The following is a 22,107-nucleotide window of genomic DNA, read 5'->3' as shown; positions in this document are numbered from 1 at the left end:
TATGACTGAACTGCAAGCCTTGGCAACGATCGGTGGTGCGATAGCACTGATAGGGGGCCTGGTCGGATCGGCAATCGGCATCGCCATGGCCGCATCTGCCGGACTGGCGACGTTATCGGAAGATTCGGGCCAGCTCAGGAACGTTATCGTCCTGGCATCGATGCCGATGACGCAGAGCTTTTACGGCTTGATCATTCTTATCATTATTCTGACCGTTGTCCTCGCGAAAATAGACGTGGCGGGGCTCGGCGGCGGAATGGGGGTCCTGGCCATCGGGATCATGGCAGGGTTCGCAGAATTCTTCTCGGCCATATACCAGGGTGCCGTGTGCTCCTCGGGTATCGCTCTCCTTCCGAAAACAAAGGGCCGGATCCTGACGGCATCAATGATGCTCGCCGTGTTCGTCGAGTTGATCGGTGTTCTCGGCCTGGTCTTTACCATCATGGCACTGAGTATCCTCAAGCTTATGTGAACCGGGAAGGGTGAGAGATATGGAATCCGATAACATCAGAGAAGCCATCCTGAAAAAGGCGCGTGGCGAGGCGGAAGCGATCATAAAGGATGCCGAATCGAGGGCGGGCGAGATCATATCGCGCGCCAGGGGACAGAAAGAGGAAAAGCTCAAGGAGGCCCAGAAGAAGATTATCGGCGAAGCGCGGCGCGAAGAGGCGAAAATGCATGCCCAGGCGTCCCTGCAGGCCCGGCAGCAGATCCTGCGTGAAAAGGACGAGATCATCAAACAGATCGTGGAGCGCGTCAAAAAGGAACTGTCCGGCAAGGCAACGGACAGGAAGATCCTGCTCCACCTGATACGGGAGTCCCTCGAAGCCTTCGGCTCCGATGATACCCTCAGGGTCCTCGCGGCATCCAAGGACCTGAACTCCATCAAGGAAGTGGTGGCCGAAGAGAACGGCCTCGGACAGAAGATCACCGAAGTCAAGGAATCGGACATGCTCGGCGGCGTGATGATCGAGACACTGGACGGAATGGTCAGTATCGACAACACCTTTGACATGAGGCTGGAAATGCTGATGCCGAAGATCCTGCCAGAGGTCGGCAAGAAACTCTTTGGGAGTTGATACCGTGAACCTTGTCAGCATCCGTTACGCATTCACATCGGCCTACCTGAAGGCAAAGGACGCACGGGGGATCGGCCCCGACCACATCGATGCCATGCTCCAGCGGGCATCGACCGTGCAGGACGCCCTGGAAAACATCCGGGACACCGACATCGGGGAATTTCTCCTGAACCAGCCGATCAGGAACTTCACGGAAGCCGAGGCGTGTCTCTGGACCTACCTGGCGGGTTGCATGGAGAAGCTCGAGCGATTTCCCCTGCCCCGGGACATGTCGGTCATGCTCACCCGCTACAAGGAAAAATTCGACGTGGCGAACCTGAAAGCGGCCCTGCGGGGAAAACTCACCGATGAAACACCACCGATGATCCCCCTGGGAACGCTGTATGAAAACGGGTTCCTTGAGCTGCTGGTGGACGCGGACACGCCTGACACGATCAGGGACATCCTCGAAAAATGCGGGCTTCACGGCTACCTGTCGATCGTGAGAGACCTGAAAGAAAACGACCCGCGGTCGAATTTCGAAATCGAGTTCAGGCTCGACCGGCACTACATGAAGACCCTGCTGGAGACCATGGCGGCCATGAGCGACGGCAGGGTTCTCGGCACGGCATTGCGAATCATGACTGACCTGACCAATCTCCAGGCCGTTTTCAGAACCGTCCTCCGGGAAGAAACGGTACCCGTCGTCGATTTCATCCTTCCAGGCGGGCACTCCTTTTTCGAGGCGGACATCCGTGAGCTCTTTTCCCTGAAGGCACAGGAACTTCCGGGAAAACTGGAAGGCTCGGAATACAACCAGACGGCCCTTGAGATCATGCGCTCCTATGACAAGGAAAAATCCATAACCGTCGTTGACAGGGTCATCGAAAAACACAAGTACCGCTTGCTGAGAAATATTCTCTCTCCGCGGGCCATGTCCCCCTGCAACCTTTACTGGTATCTCTATCTTCGTGAAATAGAGATCCGGAATCTGCGGCTTATTCTGAAATCGGTCTCAGAGGGGATCGCCCCATCGGAAATACGGGACTATCTGGTGACGGCATTATGAACGGACAGGACACACTGAACATCGGGGTCATCGGGAACGCGGATCAGTCGACCCTCATGCGGCTGGCCGGGGTCACCCGGTACCGGGTGCTTGACGAGAACGACCGGGACTTCAGGGACATGTTGAGAAAGGCTCTGAAGGACTTCGCCGGCGACAGTGAGATCGCACTCATTATCATTCCCGAGACCTGGCAGGAGCATGTTGACGACATGGTGAGAGACATGAGGAAGAAAAAGCGGATTACCACCGTCGTCGTCGCGACACCGTCCTCCTACGCGGCGGAACCGGAGAATGTGAAGGAATACTACAAGGCCTATACGCGGCGGATGATCGGATTCAATATCGAGATATGAATTCCGGGAGACTGCCGAGAGTAACAATATTCCGGGCGGGATTGACCACCCGGTGCTGGTATAGAGAACAATAAAATTACCGAAGCGAGGCATGACCATGGGGAAAATCTGGAGAGTATCGGGGCCTGTCGTAATCGCTGATGATATGAGGGGATCACAGGTATACGAAGTCGTCGATGTGGGAGACGAACGGCTCACGGGTGAGATCATCGGCCTTGAACAGGACAAGGCGGTCATTCAGGTATATGAGGACACCACGGGACTTCGGGTGGGCGAGCCCGTCGAGGGGACCGGAGAAATTCTGATGGTCGAACTCGGACCGGGGATCGTCGGCAACATCTATGACGGCGTTCAGCGCTCCCTTGTAACCATGAAGGACGACATCGGAGACTTTCTCCTCCGGGGGGCGCGTACCGCCGCCCTGGACCGCGAAACAAAGTGGCATTTCACTCCCACCGTCAAGGTCGGCGATCCGGTGAGTGAAGGCGACATCATCGGCACGGTCCCCGAGACGGGCCTCATCGAGCACAGGGTCATGGTCCCTATAGGGGTACAGGGAACCATCACCGAGATCGCCGAAGGCGATTATACGGTCAAGGACGCCGTGGCCACCATCGAGCATAACGGCTCGAAACGGCCCTTGACAATGATGCAGCGGTGGCCGGCGCGAAAACCCCGCATTTACAAGAAACGCTTCGACCCCGAAGACCTGCTCGTCACGGGAACACGGATCATCGATTACCTTTTTCCCCTCGCCCTGGGAGGCAAGGCTGCCATTCCGGGCGGGTTCGGCACGGGGAAAACGGTCAACCTCCAGCAGATGGCCCGATGGTCGCAGACACACCTCAATATCTACGTGGGCTGCGGTGAGCGTGGAAACGAGATGGCCGACGTTCTGTACAGCTTCAAAAAACTCAGGGACCCCGCCACGGACCGGTTGCTCCAGGAAAAGGAGATATTCATCGCCAACACATCGAACATGCCCGTTGTCGCCCGGGAGATCAGCATCTATCTCGGGATTACCATGGCAGAATACTTTCGGGATATGGGATACGACGTCCTGCTGGTGGCCGACTCCACCTCCCGCTGGGCCGAGGCGATGAGGGAGATCGGCGCCCGGCTTGAGGAAACACCCGGCGAAGAGGGATTCCCCACCTATCTCGGTTCCCGGCTCTCAAGTTTCTACGAACGTTCCGGGCGCGTCGAGTGCATCGGGAAACCGGACCGCATGGGTTCGGCCACGGTTATCGGTTCCGTCAGCCCTCCCGGCGCGGACTTCAGCGAACCCGTCACACAGGCGACGCTGCGCATCATCGACGCCCTCTATTCCCTGGACGTGGCCCTGGCCAACAAGCGCCATTTTCCGACCATCAACTGGCTCCAGAGTTACAGCCTCTACGCCGAATCGGTCGACAAATGGTGGAACAAGGTCAGTCCCGATTACACCGATGTGCGGAACAGATCGCTCATCATCCTGCAGAACGAAGCTGAACTCGAAGAGATAGTCAGGCTCGTGGGTCCCGAGGCACTGCCCGAGGACGACAAGCTTCTGCTCCTCATAGCGCGCATGATCCGGGAGGATTTTCTCATGCAGAGCGCCTATCACCCGGTGGACACCTACTCGCCTCCGGAACGTTCACACATGATGCTGAGCACCATCATCAAGTTCTATGACCTGGCAAAGGAACTCGCTGAATCAGGAATGCTGGTCAACGAGATGTCGCAACTCAAGCTGGTGCAGAGGATCTCGCGCATGAAGGATGTTCCCCATGATGAATTCAAGGCCTATATGAAAGGCATCTGGGATGAAATGGAAAAGATGGCCATCACCCAGGAAGGAGGCGTGTAATGGAAGCCCTGCAGCTTTTCACGCGACAGACAAAGGCGATCAGCACGGCCAGACGGTCCCTTCTCATGATCGAAAGCATACCCGGCATCCGGTTCAACGAGATCGTTGAGGTGGAGCTCGGTACGGGGGAAACGAGAACGGGACAGGTCATTGAAGTCGGCAAGATCATGACGGTCGTCCAGGTCTTCGGCGGTGTCAGTGAGGTGGACCTCCTTAACAGCAAAGTGCGGTACAAGGGCGAAACGCTGAAGCTTCCCGTATCCCCGGACCTCCTGGGACGAATCTTCGACGGCAGCGGAAACCCCATTGACGGAGGACCGGCGATCATCTCGGACAATTACGTTGATATCAACGGCATTCCGGCTAACCCCGCGTCACGTATGCCGCCGGCTGAATTCATCGAAACGGGGATATCCGCCATGGACGGCCTGAACGTTCTCGTCAGGGGACAGAAGCTTCCCATATTCAGCGGCTCCGGCCTCCCTCACAACAAGATCGCGGCTCAGATCGTGCGGCAGGCGGCGCTGAAAGGGAAAGCCGAGGAATTCGCCATCGTCTTCGCCGCCATCGGCGTCAGTTACGATGACGCCGCGTACTTCATCTCCAACCTCGAAGAAACGGGCGCGCTCAGCAGGGCCGTGGGATTCATAAACACGGCGTCGTCCCCGGTCATCGAGCGCCTTTCGACGCCGCGGCTGGCCCTCACGGCGGCGGAATACCTGGCCTGGGAACTGGACCTGCACGTTCTCGTCATTCTCACGGACATAACGAATTACTGTGACGCTCTTCGCGAACTGGCGGCCATGCGCGGTGAGATACCCAGCAGGCGTGGCTATCCCGGATACATGTACACGGACCTGGCCTCCCTGTACGAGCGGGCCGGCAGGATCGCCGGGAAGGAGGGCTCCGTCACGATCCTCCCGATCCTGACCATGCCCGATGATGATATCACCCATCCTATCGCCGACCTGACAGGCTATATCACGGAGGGACAGATCGTTCTGTCCCGTTCACTGGAGCGGAAAAGGATCTATCCTCCCATTGACGTGTTCCTCTCCCTGTCGCGAATGATGAAGGAAGGGATCGGTGAGGGAAACACGCGGGAAGACCACAACAATGTGTTCATGCAGTCCTATTCGGCCTATGCCGAGGGAAACTACCTGCGTGAGATCTCGACGGTCATCGGCTCCGAGGCGCTGAGCGACAGGGACAAGATATATCTCGAAGCGGCCGACCGGTTTGAACGGGAGTTCATATCCCAGAACCAGTTCGAACGGCGCAGTGTCGAGGACACCCTGGGTATCGCCTGGAACATCTTTTCCATGCTTCCCCGGGAGGACCTCAAACTGATACAGGAAGAGTACATCCGGAAATATCTGCCGGAAAAGAAGGCTACCGAGTGACGATATGGCGACGAAAGTTCAGGTCACGCGACCGACGAAGATCGAACTGGCGAGGCTGAAACGGCGGCTCAAGCTGGCCACCAGGATACAGAAGATCGTCAAGGACCGTCTTTCCATCCTGGTGATGGAATTTCTCCAGACCGTCAAGGAATGCGCCGTGGTCAAGGAGCGGCTCCTCGCCGAGTATGCCGAAGCGTACAAGGCCCTTTCCATCGCGACGGGATACCACGGTGATTTCCAGATAGAGAAGGAGCTTCTGGTCCCGGGACGGATCATCGAAATAACGGCCGGCATACGGAACGTGGCGGGCGTCAGGATACCGCTTTTTGAAATCGAGAAGACCGAGCACGTGCATGCCCGGCAGCGGCCCATGACGGACACGTCGTCGCTCCTGGATAAAAGCACCGAACTGGCGCAGCGCTGCCTCGCCACTACGGTCGAACTGGCGGAACTCGAAAGCGCCCTGGAGCTCCTCGGCGCTGAGATAAACAAGGTGAAACGGATCAACAACGCGTTGGAATATATCGTGATCCCCGGCCTCGGCGAGACCATCAAATACCTGAACATGAAGTTCGAGGAGCGGGACCGCGAGGAAGTGGCGCGGTTGAAACACGTCAAGCTTCTGATAGAAAAGAGAGAGGCTTTCGCGTACTGATGGCGTCTTCCGAAAAGCTATTCCCCGATTACCTGGTGGGGGAACTCAGATCGATCAATGCCCATCTTCCAAGGGCGCGGAAGTCTCTGGACGCTCTCTTACATGAAGAACGTCCGCATGTCGTGTGCGGCGACGGCAGCAGGCATCTGTTCAAAAAAAAGGAGCTCCATTTCCTGGCGGGAATTCTCAGTGAAGATGAACAGCAGCTTCTGATGCTGCCGATCCTCTTGGAGGTATCGTCGGACCAGGGGGGTGTCGTCATACGGTCCCGGGAAGGCCTGGAAATCAAGGTCCTTGAAGCGGTGCTGGACATGGCGCTGCCCCGCGGCGACGACAGGATCATCATTTTCCGCCCCCAGGTAAACGTGGTGAGGCGGGTCCTGAAGACGACGACCCAGTATGTTTTTCTTTGAGATGACGCAGCGAGGTGCGTTATGAAACAGGTATTTGCCGACAGGCTCATCAACATTCTTGAAGCCCACCGTGACGAGATCGCCACCCAGTGGTGCAACGCCGTGAGAAGCAACCCGAGGACCCCGTCTTACCACCGGGTCCCACAGGAAAAGTGCCGGCAGAACGCGATCGGCTTTTACAAGAAACTGGAGCGGATCTATCACAGCGAGAAACCCTACACGGAAGTACGCGACTATTTCACGGCCTACGCGCGGACCCAGCACGGAAACAAGATCCCTCTTCACGAGGCGGTTTACGCGCTCATAATGATGCGGCGGCACATGTGGCTCTACGCCGATTTCCAGGCCCCGTTTCTCACCGCCGTTGAGCACCATCAGGCGGTGGAGACCATCAACAAGACGATCCGTATTTTCGATCACGGGATCTACCTGGTCATCCAGGAATACGGGAGAATCGAAAAAGGATAAGGAAAGCACCAAAGGAGAAGAAGCCAATGGCCGAACAGATGCAGACAACCATCCAGGAGATCGAGCGCGAAGCGGAACGACTGATCACGGAAGCCAGGCAGAAGGCGAAGGAGATCATGGAACGGGCGAAGAAGGAATCGGGGGATATCCTTTCAAAAGAGCTTGCCCTGGGCGATATGGAAAAGGAACGGGACAAGATCCTGTCCGACGCCCGCGAGGAAGCAAAGAAGCAGCTCGACGAAGCCCAGAAAAAATCGGCAAAGATCAAGTCGTCGGCATCGGCGAAGGTGGATGAAATGGTCACCCTCATCATCGGCCGGATAGAGGGAACTCGATAACCATTCGTCTCCCCGGGCATCGGTGCGATACTCGCCTTCCGGTGCCCCGCGTACCTTCAGACCGGCACGGACGCAGCCCCGCCGGTCCGCTCCACACCTCAATCCCCTTGTTTCAGTGATCAAAAACTATGGATTGATTCCTGGATTCTGTGATACAAGTTTCCCGAACCACCGAACCCATCAAGGAGGCGTTATGACCGAGATCATTGATGTATATGCCCGGGAAATACTCGATTCACGGGGAAACCCCACCGTTGAAGCGGAGGTCACCCTCAGCAGCGAAATAACCGCGAGGGCTTCCATACCGTCGGGGGCTTCCACGGGTGAGCACGAGATGCTTGAACTGCGCGACGGCGACAAAAAAAGGTACCTGGGTAAGGGTGTCCTGAACGCGATCGAAAACGTCATGTACCGCATCGGCCCGGCCATTATCGGCATGGACTGTCTCTACCAGAGGGAGATCGACCAGGCCATGATAGAGCTGGACGGAACGGAAAACAAGGGCAACCTCGGCGCCAACGCCATCCTGGGAGTATCACTGGCCTGTGCCCGCGCGGCGGCCGAGGTCGTGGGTCTTCCCCTGTACCGCTATATCGGCGGGATCGTCGCGAAGGAACTCCCGATCCCCATGATGAATATTCTCAACGGCGGCCAGCATGCCGATAATAATGTCGATATCCAGGAGTTCATGATCATGCCCGTGGGAGCCCCGAATTTCGCGGAAGGCCTGCGGATGTGCAGCGAGGTCTTCGCACACCTCAAGATGGTCCTGAAAAAGAAGGGATACAGCACGTCGGTCGGTGACGAGGGCGGTTTCGCGCCGAACCTCACGTCCAACACCGAGGCCGTTGAACTGATCCTCAAGGCGATAGAAGCGGCGAGATACAAACCGGGAGAGGATATCTGGATCGCTCTCGATGCCGCGGCGAGCTCCTTCTATCACAAGGGGACCTACGTACTTGCCGCCGAGAAGAAACCGAAGAAGAAAGCCCCCGAGCTGGTGGAATTCTACCGGAACCTGGTCGATTCCTATCCGATCATCTCCATCGAGGACGGCCTGGCCGAAGACGACTGGGACGGCTGGAAGCTCATGACCGAGGCGCTGGGCTCCAAAGTTCAGATCGTGGGAGACGACCTCTTCGTAACGAACAAGAAACGCCTTAAGAAAGGCGTCTCCCTCGGGGTGGCCAATTCGATCCTCATCAAGCTCAACCAGATCGGCACGGTCACGGAAACGCTCGAGACCATCGAATGTGCCAAGGAAGCGGGGTATACCACGGTCATTTCCCACCGGTCTGGGGAAACGGAGGATCACTACATCGCTGACGTGGCGGTCGCCATGAACTGCGGGCAGATCAAAAGCGGCTCGGTATCGAGAAGCGAGCGACTGGCAAAATACAACCAGTTGCTTCGAATCGAGGAAGAACTGGGAGAAACCGCCGTATACCGGGGAAAGGAAGCCTTCTACAGCATCCGGTAGCACCGTCCGGGCGGGGTTATTCAGCGGTCATAGGAACGAAAGAGATTGGTAACACCTCCCAGCATGAAGGATACCGTTTCCTCGGCAATATCGACGAGGTCCTCTGGATGTCCCCGCCAGAGCAGGTAATGGCAGGCGATGCGTTCGTAGATACCGACGATGCAGACGGCAATGAGTTCCGGGGACGCGTCGGTAACGAACTCCCTGTTCAGGTCCGAAGCGATACGGATTACCGCCTCCCTGATATCAGAGGACAGTCTGATGAAGAGCTTTTTCCGCTGCTCTTCAACCTCGGCGCTCTGACCGACGGATTCCCGGAAAAATATCGTTATCTTCTCAGGATACCGCAGGCAGAAATCATTCAGGAACGCCACGGCGATATTGCGGAGGCTCTCAAGGGACAGTTCCGCCTTCCGCAGCTCATCGCCGAGCAATTTCCGCAGGTCGTAGCCGATATCCTGCATCAGCGTGATGAGGAGGTCCTCCTTGTTCTTGAAATAGAAGTATACGGCACCCGTTGATACTTCCGCCATGTCGGCGATCTCTTCAATGCTCGTCTGGTGGTATCCCTTCCGGCCGAAGAGCGTTTCAGCGGCGGCAAGGATGGTCTTCAGGCGTTGCTCCCGTTCACGCTGCCTGCGCAGCGCGCTCCGTGACGGGGTGCCGTTCTGTTCCTTCATTTTTCCCATCGTGATCCTAAAAACCCTCGATGCGCGCTATAATTTCCGACATGACCTCGTTGGCGCCGCCGCCGATCGACATGATGCGGGCGTCCCGGTAATACCGGGAGATCTTCGTCTCGTTCATGAATCCCATTCCACCGAACATCTGAAGGCATCCGTCGGCAACCTCGGACATGAGCGGCCCCGCGAACAGTTTTCCCATGGAAACTTCACGGGTCACGTCGCGACCCTCCATCTTCATCCGGACGATATGGTATGTCAGCTGTTTGAGACATTCGCTTTTCGTCAGGTAATCGGCCAATCGGTGTCTCAGGACCTGCTTGGTGATGAGCGGCTTCCCGAAGACGATGCGCTGCCGCAGGTAATCGACGGTCATGTTCACCATGTTCCTCACGGCGACATGGGTCCCCGGCAATATGGCGAACCGCTCGTGCTGGAACTGTTTCATCTGGTAAATAAACCCTTCTCCTTCCTCGCCGATCATGTTCTCGACGGGAACCTTGACGTTGTCGAAGAAGAGCTCCGCCGTGTCGCTGCTTCTGAGGCCCAATTTATCGAGTTTCTTGCTCACGACAAACCCCGGAAGATTTGTGGGAACCACAAAAAGACCGAAGGAATGGTATCCGTCCCCTTCCCCTGTTCGTGCCAGCAATGTCAGGAAATCCGCCTGGACCCCGTTGGTAATATAGGTCTTCGACCCGTTCAACTCATAGTGGTCACCTTTTCTTACGGCCCGTGTTTTGATGGCAAAGACGTCAGACCCTGCGTCGGGTTCGGTCACGGCGATGGCGGTGACCATGTCACCGGCGATGGCGGGCTTCAGGTAGGTCTCTTTCAGATATTCGCTGCCAAAGGCGTCGATCGCCGGTGTCGCCATGTTGGTCTGAACGGCGATCGCCGTGGGCACACCCATGCCGTGAACGTTGCCGATCTCTTCCAGCAGTATCGTCTCGAACCAGTAATCAAGGCCCTGTCCGCCGTATGCCGGGTCGTAGCGGATACCGAGAAATCCGAGACCACCCATCTTCTTGAAGAGGTCGTGCAGGGGTGCCGTCGTCTCTTCCCATTCGTCCATGTTCGGGTTGATTTCCTTGTCGACAAAGCGTCTTATCGAATCTCTGAAGGCATCGTGTGTTTCATCGAAATACATGGGAACCTCCTTTCCCTCTCATCGAGGCCTGACGTCATCTGGTACGATGGATTCCGGAATGTCTGCATATTTCGCTCGCAGGTATTCCCCGAGGGTCTTGGCCTGGGGATCGCTCCGCAGCGACGCGGCCACACCTTCACCGAGAACACCCTTGATATAGAAATTAACAGCCAGGAGATTGGGCATCTCGTAGCGCTCCATGTCATAGTCCTTCATATCCTTCAGGAGTTCCTTCAACCGTTCCGTCGTCAGAAACTCCCGCAGGAAGGCATAGGCTTCGGGCGTTTTTGCCCACACCCCCAGGTTCGCGTTACCGCCCTTGTCGCCTGAACGGGTAGCGAAGACCCGTCCCAGGGGAATCCTGACAGTCCTGCCTGCCGGTACCGGCGGGATCGTGACCCTCGAAGCCTCGGGAACAGGGGCTCCGGGCTCCACCGGAGGCGGTTCCACCGGAATCTCATCACCATTCATCACGACCTTCTGCTGGAGGTTCTTGACGGAGATCAGTGCCGGCCAGTGCATGATCGCCGGCGTTCCCTTTGTGGGCGGCGCCGTCGCCGTAAACCCGGGAATGTTGGCAAGCCCCAGCTCGACGATCTTCGCCGAGAATTTGCCTACCTTCTTCGCGTCGGGATCCATCACCGACACCCGCAGATAGGCGAAGGCCTCGTCATTGACCGCGGGATCCTCCTTGTCGGAACGAACAAGCTGAACGTCCTCGACGGCAAAGGTCCCTCTTCCGCCGATGCTCGCGAACAGGGCTTCCTCGAAGACCTGGGCCTTTTTTTCGATATCAAGGCCCGTCAGCACGATCGTCATCGAGTTCCGGTATCCGCCGAGATTATTGATGCAGACCTTGGTCGTTTCGGGCGGCGGCTCACCTTTCACACCCGTGATCCGTACCCGGTCCGGGCCTTCCTGGGATATCCCGATGGTATCGAACCGTGCCGCCGCGTCCGGGGTCAGATACTTCGGTTCTCTCACCTCGTAGAGAAGCTGGGCCTTGACGGTATCCACCGACACCAGGCCGCCCGTTCCGGGGTGCTTCGTGATAACGGAGGAGCCGTCCTCGAACACTTCCGCGATCGGATAGCCCACATTGACAAAGGAAGGCACTTCATCAATGAAAGAGTAATTGCCGCCTGTTGCCTGGGCGCCGCACTCCACGATGTGGCCCGCCACGGCGGCGCCGGCAAGTTTATCCCAGTCGGTGCGCTTCCAGTCAAACCACCATGCCGCTGGGCCCATGACCAGGGACGCATCGGCGATCCGCCCTCCCACGACGATATCGGCACCCCGCGACAGGGCTTCGACGATCCCCCAGCATCCCAGGTAGGCATTTGCCGTTATGGGATTGGCCCCCGCATCCTTGAGCGCGATCCCCTTGTCGAGATGAACGAAGGCTTCGCCGGCTTCCTGGAGCTCCTGCAGCCGTCCCATCAGGTCGTCTCCCTCGATACAGGCGATCTTCGGGTGAAGACCCAGGGTATCGGCGATCTTCCGGAGTTCTTCCACGAGCCCTCGGGAATTCAGGCCGCCCGCGTTCGAAACGATCTTGATATTTCTGTCGAGGCACTCCCCCATGACCTGTTCCATCTGCTTGAGAAAGGTCGGCACGTATCCCGCTTCAGGTTTCTTGAGCCGCAGGCGGAAAAGGAGCGCCATGGTCAGCTCGGCCAGATAGTCCCCCGTGAGAAAATCGATGGGGCCTCCCTGCACCAGTTCCCGCGCCGCCTCCAACCGGTCCCCGAAATAGCCGCTGCAGTTGGCGATGATGACCTTATCTTTTCCTTTACGATTTTCTTTCCCCATGTACACTCCCCCAGTCTGTGAAAAATGTTTTTCAATCAGGTATTGTTTCGGGTGGATTAGACCTTTTTCCGGGCACCATGCACTCGCAGCGAAGCGGCCGCACACGCAACAAATCACCTTCCCTTGAATACGGGCGGCCTTTTTTCGATGAACGCCGTAATGCCTTCCACGGCATCTTCCGTGCTCGCCACTTCCCCGATCTTCTTTGCGAGGAACTGAAGCGCCTCGGCAAGCTGCATGCCCTCCATCTCATAAAACGCTTCCTTGCCGATCCTGATCCCGATGGGACTCTTCGCGGCAAGGGCTTTCAGCACCTCCGCCACCTCCTCATCGAGCCTGTCCGCCGGCACCACCCGGGTAACGAGCCCCCTGTCGAGTGCCTCCCGGGCCGTCAACCGCTCACCGAGAAGGATCATTTCCATGGCCTTCTTCTGAAGCACATTGCGGAAGATCAGGGCGCCGATCATCATCGGCCAGAGACCGACATTCACTTCCGGCGTTCCGAACCGGGAATCGTCACTGGCGATCACGATATCGCAGGCAAGCATGAACCCCATGCCGCCGGCCAGGCAGAATCCCTTCACCCGTGCCACTGTCGGTTTCGGAAAACCCGCGATCTTGTTCAGGAGCGCCGCGTAGTCGGCGAACACATCACGGCCTTCAGTCGATACGGCCCCACTGAGCTGAGCCCCCGTGCAAAAGGCCTTCTCACCGGCGCCGGTCACCTGCACGACCCTGACGGCCTCGTCACGGGCCGCCTGGTCCAGATACTCGTGTAAAAGCGCCACCGCCTCCGGTGTTATGGCATTCCTTTGCTGCTCTCGATTGATCGTGATATAGGCGACCCCGTCCCTTACATCATACAATACGTGCCGTTCATCCATGGTACGCACCTCCTTATCCGCGTCCGGTTCGAATTCAGCCGCCTGCTTCCTGCTGCTCCGCCGCCGGCTCCCCGTCCCTCTCAATATCGACCAGTACCTGCCCGGGCATGACCTTGTCTCCCACGGCAACATTGATACTCGTCACCGTGCCGTCAAAAGGCGCCGCCAGGGTAGTCTCCATTTTCATGGCCGTGACGACGATGACACCGCTGCCGGCAATCACCGTGTCACCCGCAGCCACGAGAATCCTGACGACAACGGAGGGCATGGGCGGCGTTATATCCTGTGGAATTTCCCGGGGGCCCCTTCTGTTTCGGGAAACCTGTTCCAGGGCATCAACATCCCGAACCACATACGGAACACCTGCTATAACGACGGTCTTTTCCCCCCCGTTGCCCGTCACATAGGCGGTGACACCGATCCCGTCTATCACAAGATGGAGCTGATTATCGGAAACACGGGAATAACTGACGTGCATCTCTTTTCCATCGAGGGAAACCTCTACTGTGTTCTCCTTCGCCGTGTCGCAAGCGACAGGAATGATCTGATCGTCGATCTTCAGCCGGTATTCCATCCTCTCAGCGCCCCCTGTTACTCCTGTTCCTCATGATCCTTTCAGCGACCCCAATTCCCCAGTGTAAACCAGGGAGAACGAAGGGACGCTTCGCTTCCCTTGAATGACGGCGTCCCCCTCCTGCCGGCCAGTTCGTCGATCACAAAGGCGACGGCGGCCTCGCCCGCGTGGGTCCTCTCCGGTTTCCAATCTGAAAAGTGAGCGGCAATGAAGTCGGTGAAGGTCTCGCCGCTCTGAAATTCCCGTGAACGAAGCACATCTATCAAAAATGGGATGGGTGTCCTGATCCCCAGGATAACGTATTCACGCAGCGCCTGTATCATCCGCTGCACCGCCTGTTCGCGGTTCCCGGCGAGAACTACCAGTTTCGACAGGATCGGGGCATACTCCACGGGAACCGGAAAGCCCGAATACACACCGCAGTCATTACGGACCCCCGGTCCCGAGGGCTCACGCATGAAGTGGATCATCCCCGGTGAAGGATAGAACTCCTGTTCCGGGTCTTCCGCGTATATCCGGCATTCGATGGCATGCCCCCTTCCGATGATATCGCTCTGGGAAAACGGCAGGGGGTGCCCGGCGGCGATTTCCAGCTGACACCTGACGATATCGATACCGGTCAGCATCTCCGTTATCGGATGCTCGACCTGCAAACGGGTGTTGACTTCCAGAAAGTAATATTTCCCGTCCTGATCGAGCAGAAACTCCACGGTACCCGCATTGAGGTATCCAGAGGCGCGGGCGGCGGCCACGGCCGCCTTTCCCATGGCTTCTCTAAGCTCGGGATCCATGGCCGGTGAGGGTGTCTCCTCGATTATCTTCTGGTGACGCCTCTGGATCGAACACTCCCGCTCAAGCAGGTGAACCACATTCCCATGATGGTCAGCCAGTATCTGGAATTCGACATGTCTCGGCCGCACCAGATATTTCTCGAGGTAGATCGAACCGTTCCCGAAAGCACTCTTGGCTTCGCTTGAGGCTGAAATACAGGCCTCTTCGAACGCGGCCGCTCTCTCGACGATGCGCATCCCCTTCCCACCGCCACCGGCGGCCGCCTTTATGAGCACGGGGTAACCGATCTCCTCGGCTTCACGGGCAAGCACCGCGTGGTCCGACTCGGCTGAAATCATTCCCGGAATGACGGGCACACCGCTTTCCATCATCGTCCGGCGGGCGATCGTTTTATCTCCCAGTTCCTCTATCACCCGCGCCGGAGGACCGATGAAAACAAGGCCCTCCTCTTCGCATCTGCCGGCAAATACAGGGTTCTCGGCCAGAAACCCGTATCCGGGATGGATCGCTTCCGCACCGGTTTCCCGTGCGGCGTCGATTATTTTGTCTATGTTCAGATAACTTTCCAGCGGATCGGATTCACCAAGGCACACCGCCTGGTCTGCTTCCAGGACATGGAGGGCGGTACGGTCCGCATCGGAATAGACGGCCACCGTGGCAACGCCCATTTCCCGGCAGGTCTTCAAGATACGGCGGGCTATCTCCCCACGGTTCGCCACAAGGATTTTTTTAAACATGTCATCTCCCGGTTGACCTGTCATATCGAGTGGGACCGGCCCAGCCGGCCGCAGAAGCCGGTTATCGGCCCCTTACATTCTGAAAATACCGTACCCGAACACATCATCACGGATGGGTGCGTTCGCGGCGGCGGAAATGGCAAGGCCGAGCACGTCCCGGGTAGCGGCGGGATCGAGTATGCCGTCATCCCACATGTTGGCCGTGCTGTACAATGCATTGCTCTCCTTACGGGCATTCTCGATAAGGGGGTCCCGTATGAGGGCCTCTTCCTCGGGGGTCATGGGCGGCTTTCCCTCCTTGGCAAGCTGGTCGTTCCGAAGTGTAACGAGGACACCCGCGGCCTGTTCGCCACCCATGACGGCGATCTCCGCGTTCGGCCACATCCAGAGCAAGCGGGGTGAGTACGCCCTGCCGCACATGGCGTAGTTACCCGCGCCGTAGGAAGCACCCACGATAACGGTGAACTTCGGCACCGTCGCCGTCGATACGGCGTTGACCATCTTATGTCCGTTCTTCGTGATCCCAAGTCGTTCGTATTCGCTGCCCACGATGAACCCGTTGATGTTCTGAAGAAAGACGAGAGGGATTTTTCGCCGGTCGCACAACTGGATGAACTGGGTCCCCTTCAGGGCACTGTCCGGAAAGAGGACACCGTTGTTCCCCAGGATTCCCACGGGATAACCATGGATAAACGCCCAGCCGCACACCAGGGTGGGGCCATAGAGTTCCTTGAACTCAAGGAACTCGCTCCGGTCCACCATGCGTGCGATGATTTCCCTGACATCATAGGGCACCTTCAGTTCCCTGCTGACGATACCGTAGATCTCTTTCGGGTCATAGAGCGGAGGTGCCGGCTCTTGCAAGGGATGCATGGATTTTTCAGCAGGAGGCAGGTTCTTTACTATCTTTCGAAGGATCTCGATGGCATGGGTATCGTCCTCCGCGAAATAATCGGATACCCCCGAATCCCGGCAGTGGAGATCGGCGCCTCCCAGCTCATCGGCCGTCACTTCTTCACCGGTTGCCGCCTTCACCAGCGGCGGTCCGCCGAGAAAGATCGCTCCCGTTCCCCGTACGTGCACCGTTTCGTCCGACATGGCGGGAACATACGCGCCGCCCGCCGTGCACAACCCCATCACCGCCGTTATCTGGGGAATTCCCATCTTTGAACAGATGGACTGGTTATAGAATACTCTCCCGCCGTCATCAATGTCGGGAAAGACCTCCGACTGCAGGGGCAGAAACCCGCCCGCCGAATCAACGAGCGTCACGGCGGGCAACCGGTTTTCCATGACGATCGTTTGCACACGCAGCGTTTTTTTCACGGTCATCGGATAGGTCGCGCCGCCCTTGATGGTCGGATCGTTGCCGCTGACCAGGACCTCTTTTCCTTCCACGACGCCTATCCCCGATACAAGACCCGCTCCGTGGACAGCTCCGTCATACATGCCCCTGGCCGCCAGTGGAGCTATTTCAAGAAAGGGGGTATTCCGGTCAAGGAGAAGCTCGAGCTTTCTGCGAATGGGAAGTTTTCCTTGGTCCGCCAGGCGATCACGCGCTTTCTGCGACCGGTCCTCCCGTGCCTTTCGCAGTTCCTCCCGCAATTCGGCGAGGAGCGTTTCCATCCGCTCATAGTTCTTCTTATATTCATCAGACTTTGTATCTATCCGGGATTCAATGCTGTCCATATCTCGACATCCTTTCACCGCATACCGGCCCACACCGTTAAGCGGGAATATTGTCGTTCAGTTGTTGAATATGATTATGTGATATAATGATGTTCATTATAATAGTCAAGCTTTTTCAGAGGAAATATCGATTTTTGTCGGAAAGGAAGGGGAAAAGCGCCCGATGAATCGGCAAACTGCATCCGTTTTGACGTCATTGCCCAGTAGAGGTGGGCGTGGAATGGTTCCGTCCTGTTGAAAGTTATCCTATCGCATGAAAGTGAAGAGCCTGCGCCGCAGGGTCTCGAAGTTACTGCGGTCGACGTCGAGCGACAGGAGACGCGGCTGTTTTTCCCCGGACGGTTCCGACATCTCTATGATCCCCGCGTCGGTGAGGAACCGAAGCGCGTTCCGGTAGGTATCACGGGAAAGGGCTTCCGGCTTTGATATTTCACCCTTTTTGTACATCTTTGTGCCCAGTTTCTGGATCTTTTTGACGATATCCTTTTCCGGCCGGGCCTTTTCCCGAATATAGGTGCATCCGCGGACGGTGATCCAGTAGGATTCAATGTAATTATTCACGAGGCCGGCAAAGCCCACGAGGTCCCGCCGTCCCTTTCCCTTCACTTCTATCCACGTTCCGGCCCCGTCCTCGAATCCGGCTATCATGCCCCTGTTTCTGAAATAATCAAGGATCTGTGCTACCTCTTCAACGTCGGTGACGCTTTCATCAAAGATGAATTCATGGCGGAACAGGCGCTTGAGAAACCGGAAATCGTCAACGATCCGATACAGGGAGACTTCGTCGTTCTCACTTGCCAGAATGGCCGTTGCCACAAAGGATATGGGCAGGAAAAAATGCAGGATATTACTCTTGTAATACTCAAGATTCAACCGCTTATCTTCATCGATGGCATAGATGACCTCTTCGAACTCCTCGTCCTCTTCATCATCAGGTCCCATTTTTTCGATCAGGCCCGATGCCTCGAGTTGGCTCAATGCCTCGGCAAGCGCCTTATCACGCTGATCCATGGTGGCGGCGAACTTGACCTTCCGGTAATCAAGATAATCAATGAATTCGAATATGTAATTCATCAGCTCGTCGTTCGTGACACCCCGCCTGAAATGACAGAGCAGGCCCGCCGCAACAAGGGAATAGGGGGTGATGACGGAATGCTTGTTGATCTCGTGGGCGATCTCATAGCTCATTCTCCGGTAGAGCCGCTGCCGTTCCTCCACCGACATGTCGTCGATAGGAACTTTCTGGGACGCGAGATAGGCCTTCATCTGGATCGGTTCACCCACATTCATGTATATCCTGCCGTATCGCTTTTTCAGGACCTTCCTGCTTTTTATGAGCGTCGACGTCTTTTCGGGCTCTTTTTCGCCACCGCCCAGTTCCTTGAGATAGGATGTCTCCTCCACCACCCGGTCGTAGCCGATATAGACGGGGACAAAGGCGAGATCGTTGCATGCCCCTTCGCGGTATGCCTGTATGATCATCGACAAAAGCCCGAACTTCGGCATGACCATTTTGCCGGTCCTGCTTCTTCCTCCCTCGATGAAAAACTCCAGGGGAAACCCCTCCTGGAGAAGCACCTTGATGTACGTTGAAAATACCTGACCATAGAGTGGGTCGCCCCTGAAACTTCTCCGAAGGAAAAAGGCCCCCGATTTTCTGAAGATATGGCCCATCGGCCAGAAAAGCAGGTTATTACCGGCGGCGATGAAGGGCTGCTGAATGTTATTACGATACAGGACATGGGACAGCAGAAGGTAATCAATGTGACTTCGGTGACAGGGAACCACCACAAAAGGCATTTTCCGTGCTACCTCTCGTATCCGGGCAAGCCCCTCGCGGTCTATGACGACCCCGTCGAAGATACTGTTCCAGAGCCAGCTCAGCGCCCTGTCGAAAAGACCGATATATATCTCGCTGTAGTTCGCGGCGATCTCCAGCAGATCTTTCCGCCCTTCCTTTACGAGATCCGGGTAACTTTTCTTCCCCGAGGCGGCCATGTCTTCCATGAACGCGACCAGCGCCGGGTCCCGGAGCACCATCCCGATGACCTCTTCTCTCGATTTCAGCACCGGTCCCACAACGGTCCGTTTTTCAGCATTGATTCGCTCTATCAGATCACGACGCAGCATGTACGCCATGATATCAACGGAATTTTTACTGTGCTGCTCGACATAATCCCTCAAATCAACCGGATCGGCGGCGAGGATGAAGGCCTGCTTGGAATGTCTCAAAAAGGTCAGGATCCGCTTGACGGCACCGGGATTTTCGGACTGACCGAATAAAATATCGCCGATACCTTTATCCTTTTTTTCTCTTTGTCTGCCGTAGGTGACCAGGATGGGAACGAGGTACACGGGCACCTCTGTCTGGATGGCCGCATCGATCAGAAAGGCAAGGGGGTCTTTATTAAAGGTGCTTCCGATGGAATCGGAACCTCGAAGATAGATGACGGAGCTTTTCTTTTCCTCCGTTACTTTTTTCAGATATCCTTCTTTGTAGGGATTATGGAAGATCCGCGACAGCAGCGCTCTGAAGGCATTGGTAAAGGGCTGCCAGAGAACCATGCAGATGCCGTGGCAGTATTCCGGCTGGTCGATACCGGTCCGTCCCGCAAGATTTCTGAGGATCAGACAATTCAGCTGGCTCTTGTTCTTGAGCGTATAGACGACGATACCTTCGTTGCCGAGATTCCGTATCTGCTCGAGCGATCCGTCATCAATATTTACCCGGGACAGCAGCCGGTCCAGTATCCAGAAGAAGGGAAACCTTCTTCGAGGATACAGGGTATTGACGTAATATTCACCGATCTTTTTTTTCCATGATTGCAGGGCTGTTTGTATCGACATAATGTAAGCTCTTCCAGGGTTTCTGACCCAGCACATCCGTTATATCCGTTCATTCAGACCCTCGTAATTCACGGGACACAGCTCGGGGAAACGCTCCGTCATGTAATCCCGAACGTATTCTTCAACTTCATGGGCCTCCATGAATCCCAGGATATTTTGAATCAACTCGGTTGATTCACTGTAAGTGGATTCCCGCATTATTTTCTTTATCCGAGGTATCGCCAGCGGCGTCATGCTCAGACCATCGAGGCCCAGTCCCATGAGCACCAGGGCATACAGAGGATCACCGGCCATTTCACCGCACATCGCAACCTTGATCCCCGCGCGATGTCCCGCCTCCACCACCTGCTTTATCAGGCGCAGAATAGCGGGATGGCATGGTTTATAAAGATAGTCCACCCGTTCGTTCACCCGGTCGATGGCAAGGGAGTATTGAATGAGGTCGTTCGTCCCGATGCTGAAGAAATCGACCTCCCTGGCCAGGAGATCGGCGATCACCACCGCCGAGGGGACCTCTATCATGATTCCCAGTTTGATCCCTTCGCCATAGGGCTTCCCCTCTTTTTTCAGTTCGTCCTTTACCTCGGCGATGATCTCTTTGACGTGCCGTATCTCCTCCACACCGGATATCATGGGAATCAGTATGCCTGTATTCCCCAGTACGCTCGCCCTGAGAATGGCCCGAATCTGCACCTTGAAAAGATCAATCTCACGAAGACAGTAACGAACGGCGCGCAGCCCCATTGCCGGGTTCATTTCCTCGGCCAGACGGGGATCTGAAATGAACTTGTCCCCCCCCAGATCAAAGGTCCGGATCGTCGCCCACTTGATACCTTCCGTCTCTATGACCCGCTGGTAGTGATAGTAGTGCTCCTCTTCCGTGGGCAACTGCTCCTTGTTGATATAGATGAATTCCGTCCTGAAGAGACCGACGCCGTTGGCTCCGTGAGATACGGCGGAAACGGCCTCATCGCTGAACTCTATGTTCGCCCCGATACCGATGCGGTGCCCGTCTTTCGTAACGGAGGGAAGGGGTGCCTCCTTATTGAGGTCCTCCTCCATGATATGGTAATGCCGCCTCTTCTCTTCGTACCGTTTGATCAGCTCCGGATCCGGGTTTACGATAACGGTACCCCAGGTACCGTCAATGATCACGATGTCGTTGGTTTTGACCACCTCCGAGACGTTCTTGAGCCCGACGGTGGCGGGGATCTCTATGGCCCGGGCAATGATCGCCGTATGCGAGGTCTTGCTTCCCACATCGGTGGCAAAGGCAAGTATCTTTTCGGTTTTCATCTGAACCGTGTCAGCGGGCGAGAGGTCGTGGGCTATCAGAATGACCCTGTCCGGGATGTCCACTATGCTTTCATGAGTGTCACCGGAAAGGTTCCTGAATACGATCTGGGCCACGTCTTCAATATCCTTGATGCGGCCTTTCAGGTAGGCGTCCTCGATCTTTTCGAACATCTCACGATAGCGGGACACGCTGAGGCTCAACGCCCATTCCGCATTGATGCTCCGGCTTCTGATGTTCCGCACCGTGCTGCCGACGAACTTCTCATCCCTGAGGATCATGATCTGTACATCAATAAAGAGCGGACCGATCTCCTCGCCCTCTCCGAGACGTTCCTTGATGTTCAGAAGCTCCTTTTCCGATTCGTCCAGGGCCTTACGGAACCGTTCAACCTCTCGTTCGATCACGTCCTTGCCATAAAGATTGTAGTGCAGTGCCTTAACGTCCCTGCGGTCCAGGACATATGCCTTTCCGCTCACAATGCCGGGAGACACACCGATGCCCCTGAGAAGAACTGTTTTCTTTATCTTTTCCTGATCCAATTACCGATGTCCTCGCT

The 22,107-nt window shown here is 56.4% G+C and carries 20 protein-coding genes; 11 read left to right on the top strand and 9 right to left on the bottom strand.

All coding sequences use genetic code 11. The features are described 5' to 3' along the window. The first annotated feature begins 1 nt into the window (after window position 1). The 11 genes from JXO48_03630 to eno all read left to right on the top strand — a co-directional run bounded on the left by JXO48_03630 (window position 2) and on the right by eno (window position 9,086). Window positions 2-472, top strand: a complete 471-nt coding sequence (locus tag JXO48_03630) for an ATPase (GenBank protein ID MBN2282960.1) — start codon at window positions 2-4, stop codon at window positions 470-472. Window positions 473-491: 19 nt separating this feature from the next. Next, complete coding sequence (locus JXO48_03625) at window positions 492-1,079, top strand: hypothetical protein (protein MBN2282959.1); 588 nt, start codon at window positions 492-494, stop codon at window positions 1,077-1,079. A 4-nt stretch (window positions 1,080-1,083) separates the two neighbouring features. Continuing rightward, complete coding sequence (locus tag JXO48_03620; protein MBN2282958.1) at window positions 1,084-2,127, top strand: V-type ATPase subunit; 1,044 nt, start codon at window positions 1,084-1,086, stop codon at window positions 2,125-2,127. After that, entirely contained in the window at window positions 2,124-2,480 is a 357-nt protein-coding gene (locus JXO48_03615; protein ID MBN2282957.1) for a V-type ATP synthase subunit F, read from the top strand. The genes JXO48_03620 and JXO48_03615 overlap by 4 nt, the downstream gene beginning before the upstream one ends. Window positions 2,481-2,571: 91 nt before the next feature. Continuing rightward, window positions 2,572-4,329 carry a V-type ATP synthase subunit A gene (locus JXO48_03610; GenBank protein ID MBN2282956.1) on the top strand — a complete coding sequence of 586 codons (1,758 nt, stop codon included), beginning with the start codon at window positions 2,572-2,574 and terminating at the stop codon, window positions 4,327-4,329. Then, window positions 4,329-5,732 carry a V-type ATP synthase subunit B gene (locus JXO48_03605; protein ID MBN2282955.1) on the top strand — a complete coding sequence of 468 codons (1,404 nt, stop codon included), beginning with the start codon at window positions 4,329-4,331 and terminating at the stop codon, window positions 5,730-5,732. Before JXO48_03610 ends, JXO48_03605 begins: the two co-directional genes overlap by 1 nt. Before the next feature lie 4 nt (window positions 5,733-5,736). Continuing rightward, window positions 5,737-6,387: a V-type ATP synthase subunit D gene (locus JXO48_03600; protein MBN2282954.1), complete on the top strand. Its 651-nt coding sequence runs from the start codon at window positions 5,737-5,739 to the stop codon at window positions 6,385-6,387. Beyond that, window positions 6,387-6,800, top strand: a complete 414-nt coding sequence (locus tag JXO48_03595; GenBank protein ID MBN2282953.1) for a DUF61 family protein — start codon at window positions 6,387-6,389, stop codon at window positions 6,798-6,800. Before JXO48_03600 ends, JXO48_03595 begins: the two co-directional genes overlap by 1 nt. Before the next feature lie 21 nt (window positions 6,801-6,821). Further along, window positions 6,822-7,268: a hypothetical protein gene (locus JXO48_03590; protein ID MBN2282952.1), complete on the top strand. Its 447-nt coding sequence runs from the start codon at window positions 6,822-6,824 to the stop codon at window positions 7,266-7,268. Window positions 7,269-7,294: 26 nt separating this feature from the next. After that, on the top strand, window positions 7,295-7,606 hold the full coding sequence (locus JXO48_03585; protein MBN2282951.1) for a hypothetical protein: 312 nt from the start codon (window positions 7,295-7,297) through the stop codon (window positions 7,604-7,606). A 193-nt stretch (window positions 7,607-7,799) separates the two neighbouring features. Further along, window positions 7,800-9,086, top strand: a complete 1,287-nt coding sequence (gene eno, locus JXO48_03580) for a phosphopyruvate hydratase (protein ID MBN2282950.1) — start codon at window positions 7,800-7,802, stop codon at window positions 9,084-9,086. 20 nt (window positions 9,087-9,106) lie between these two features. Here the strand turns inward: eno and JXO48_03575 are convergent, their stop codons facing one another. From JXO48_03575 to ptsP, 9 genes are all read right to left on the bottom strand, one after another. Then, window positions 9,107-9,766, bottom strand: coding sequence for a TetR/AcrR family transcriptional regulator (locus JXO48_03575; GenBank protein ID MBN2282949.1), 660 nt, complete (start codon window positions 9,764-9,766; stop codon window positions 9,107-9,109). A 16-nt stretch (window positions 9,767-9,782) separates the two neighbouring features. Continuing rightward, on the bottom strand, window positions 9,783-10,919 hold the full coding sequence (locus JXO48_03570) for an acyl-CoA dehydrogenase family protein (GenBank protein ID MBN2282948.1): 1,137 nt from the start codon (window positions 10,917-10,919) through the stop codon (window positions 9,783-9,785). Window positions 10,920-10,937: 18 nt separating this feature from the next. Continuing rightward, window positions 10,938-12,731 (bottom strand): DUF1446 domain-containing protein, encoded by a 1,794-nt coding sequence (locus tag JXO48_03565; GenBank protein ID MBN2282947.1) that lies wholly within the window; start codon window positions 12,729-12,731, stop codon window positions 10,938-10,940. 113 nt (window positions 12,732-12,844) lie between these two features. After that, window positions 12,845-13,615 carry an enoyl-CoA hydratase/isomerase family protein gene (locus JXO48_03560; protein MBN2282946.1) on the bottom strand — a complete coding sequence of 257 codons (771 nt, stop codon included), beginning with the start codon at window positions 13,613-13,615 and terminating at the stop codon, window positions 12,845-12,847. Between the two features lie 34 nt (window positions 13,616-13,649). Next, window positions 13,650-14,189: a biotin/lipoyl-binding protein gene (locus tag JXO48_03555; protein MBN2282945.1), complete on the bottom strand. Its 540-nt coding sequence runs from the start codon at window positions 14,187-14,189 to the stop codon at window positions 13,650-13,652. Window positions 14,190-14,230: 41 nt separating this feature from the next. Further along, a complete protein-coding gene (locus JXO48_03550; protein MBN2282944.1) occupies window positions 14,231-15,718 on the bottom strand; it encodes an acetyl-CoA carboxylase biotin carboxylase subunit in 1,488 nt (495 codons plus the stop codon). Window positions 15,719-15,790: 72 nt separating this feature from the next. Then, window positions 15,791-17,407, bottom strand: a complete 1,617-nt coding sequence (locus tag JXO48_03545) for a methylcrotonoyl-CoA carboxylase (GenBank protein ID MBN2282943.1) — start codon at window positions 17,405-17,407, stop codon at window positions 15,791-15,793. 246 nt (window positions 17,408-17,653) lie between these two features. Then, window positions 17,654-20,254 carry a 1-acyl-sn-glycerol-3-phosphate acyltransferase gene (locus tag JXO48_03540; GenBank protein ID MBN2282942.1) on the bottom strand — a complete coding sequence of 867 codons (2,601 nt, stop codon included), beginning with the start codon at window positions 20,252-20,254 and terminating at the stop codon, window positions 17,654-17,656. A 39-nt stretch (window positions 20,255-20,293) separates the two neighbouring features. Continuing rightward, complete coding sequence (gene ptsP / locus JXO48_03535) at window positions 20,294-22,090, bottom strand: phosphoenolpyruvate--protein phosphotransferase (GenBank protein ID MBN2282941.1); 1,797 nt, start codon at window positions 22,088-22,090, stop codon at window positions 20,294-20,296. Window positions 22,091-22,107 lie beyond the last annotated feature (17 nt).

The sequence above is a fragment of the Deltaproteobacteria bacterium genome, from assembly GCA_016933965.1.
Classification (GTDB): Bacteria; Desulfobacterota; Syntrophia; order Syntrophales; family UBA2210; genus JAFGTS01.
Note: the sequence above shows the minus strand (reverse complement) of the source record. Positions and strands in the feature narration are given on the sequence as shown.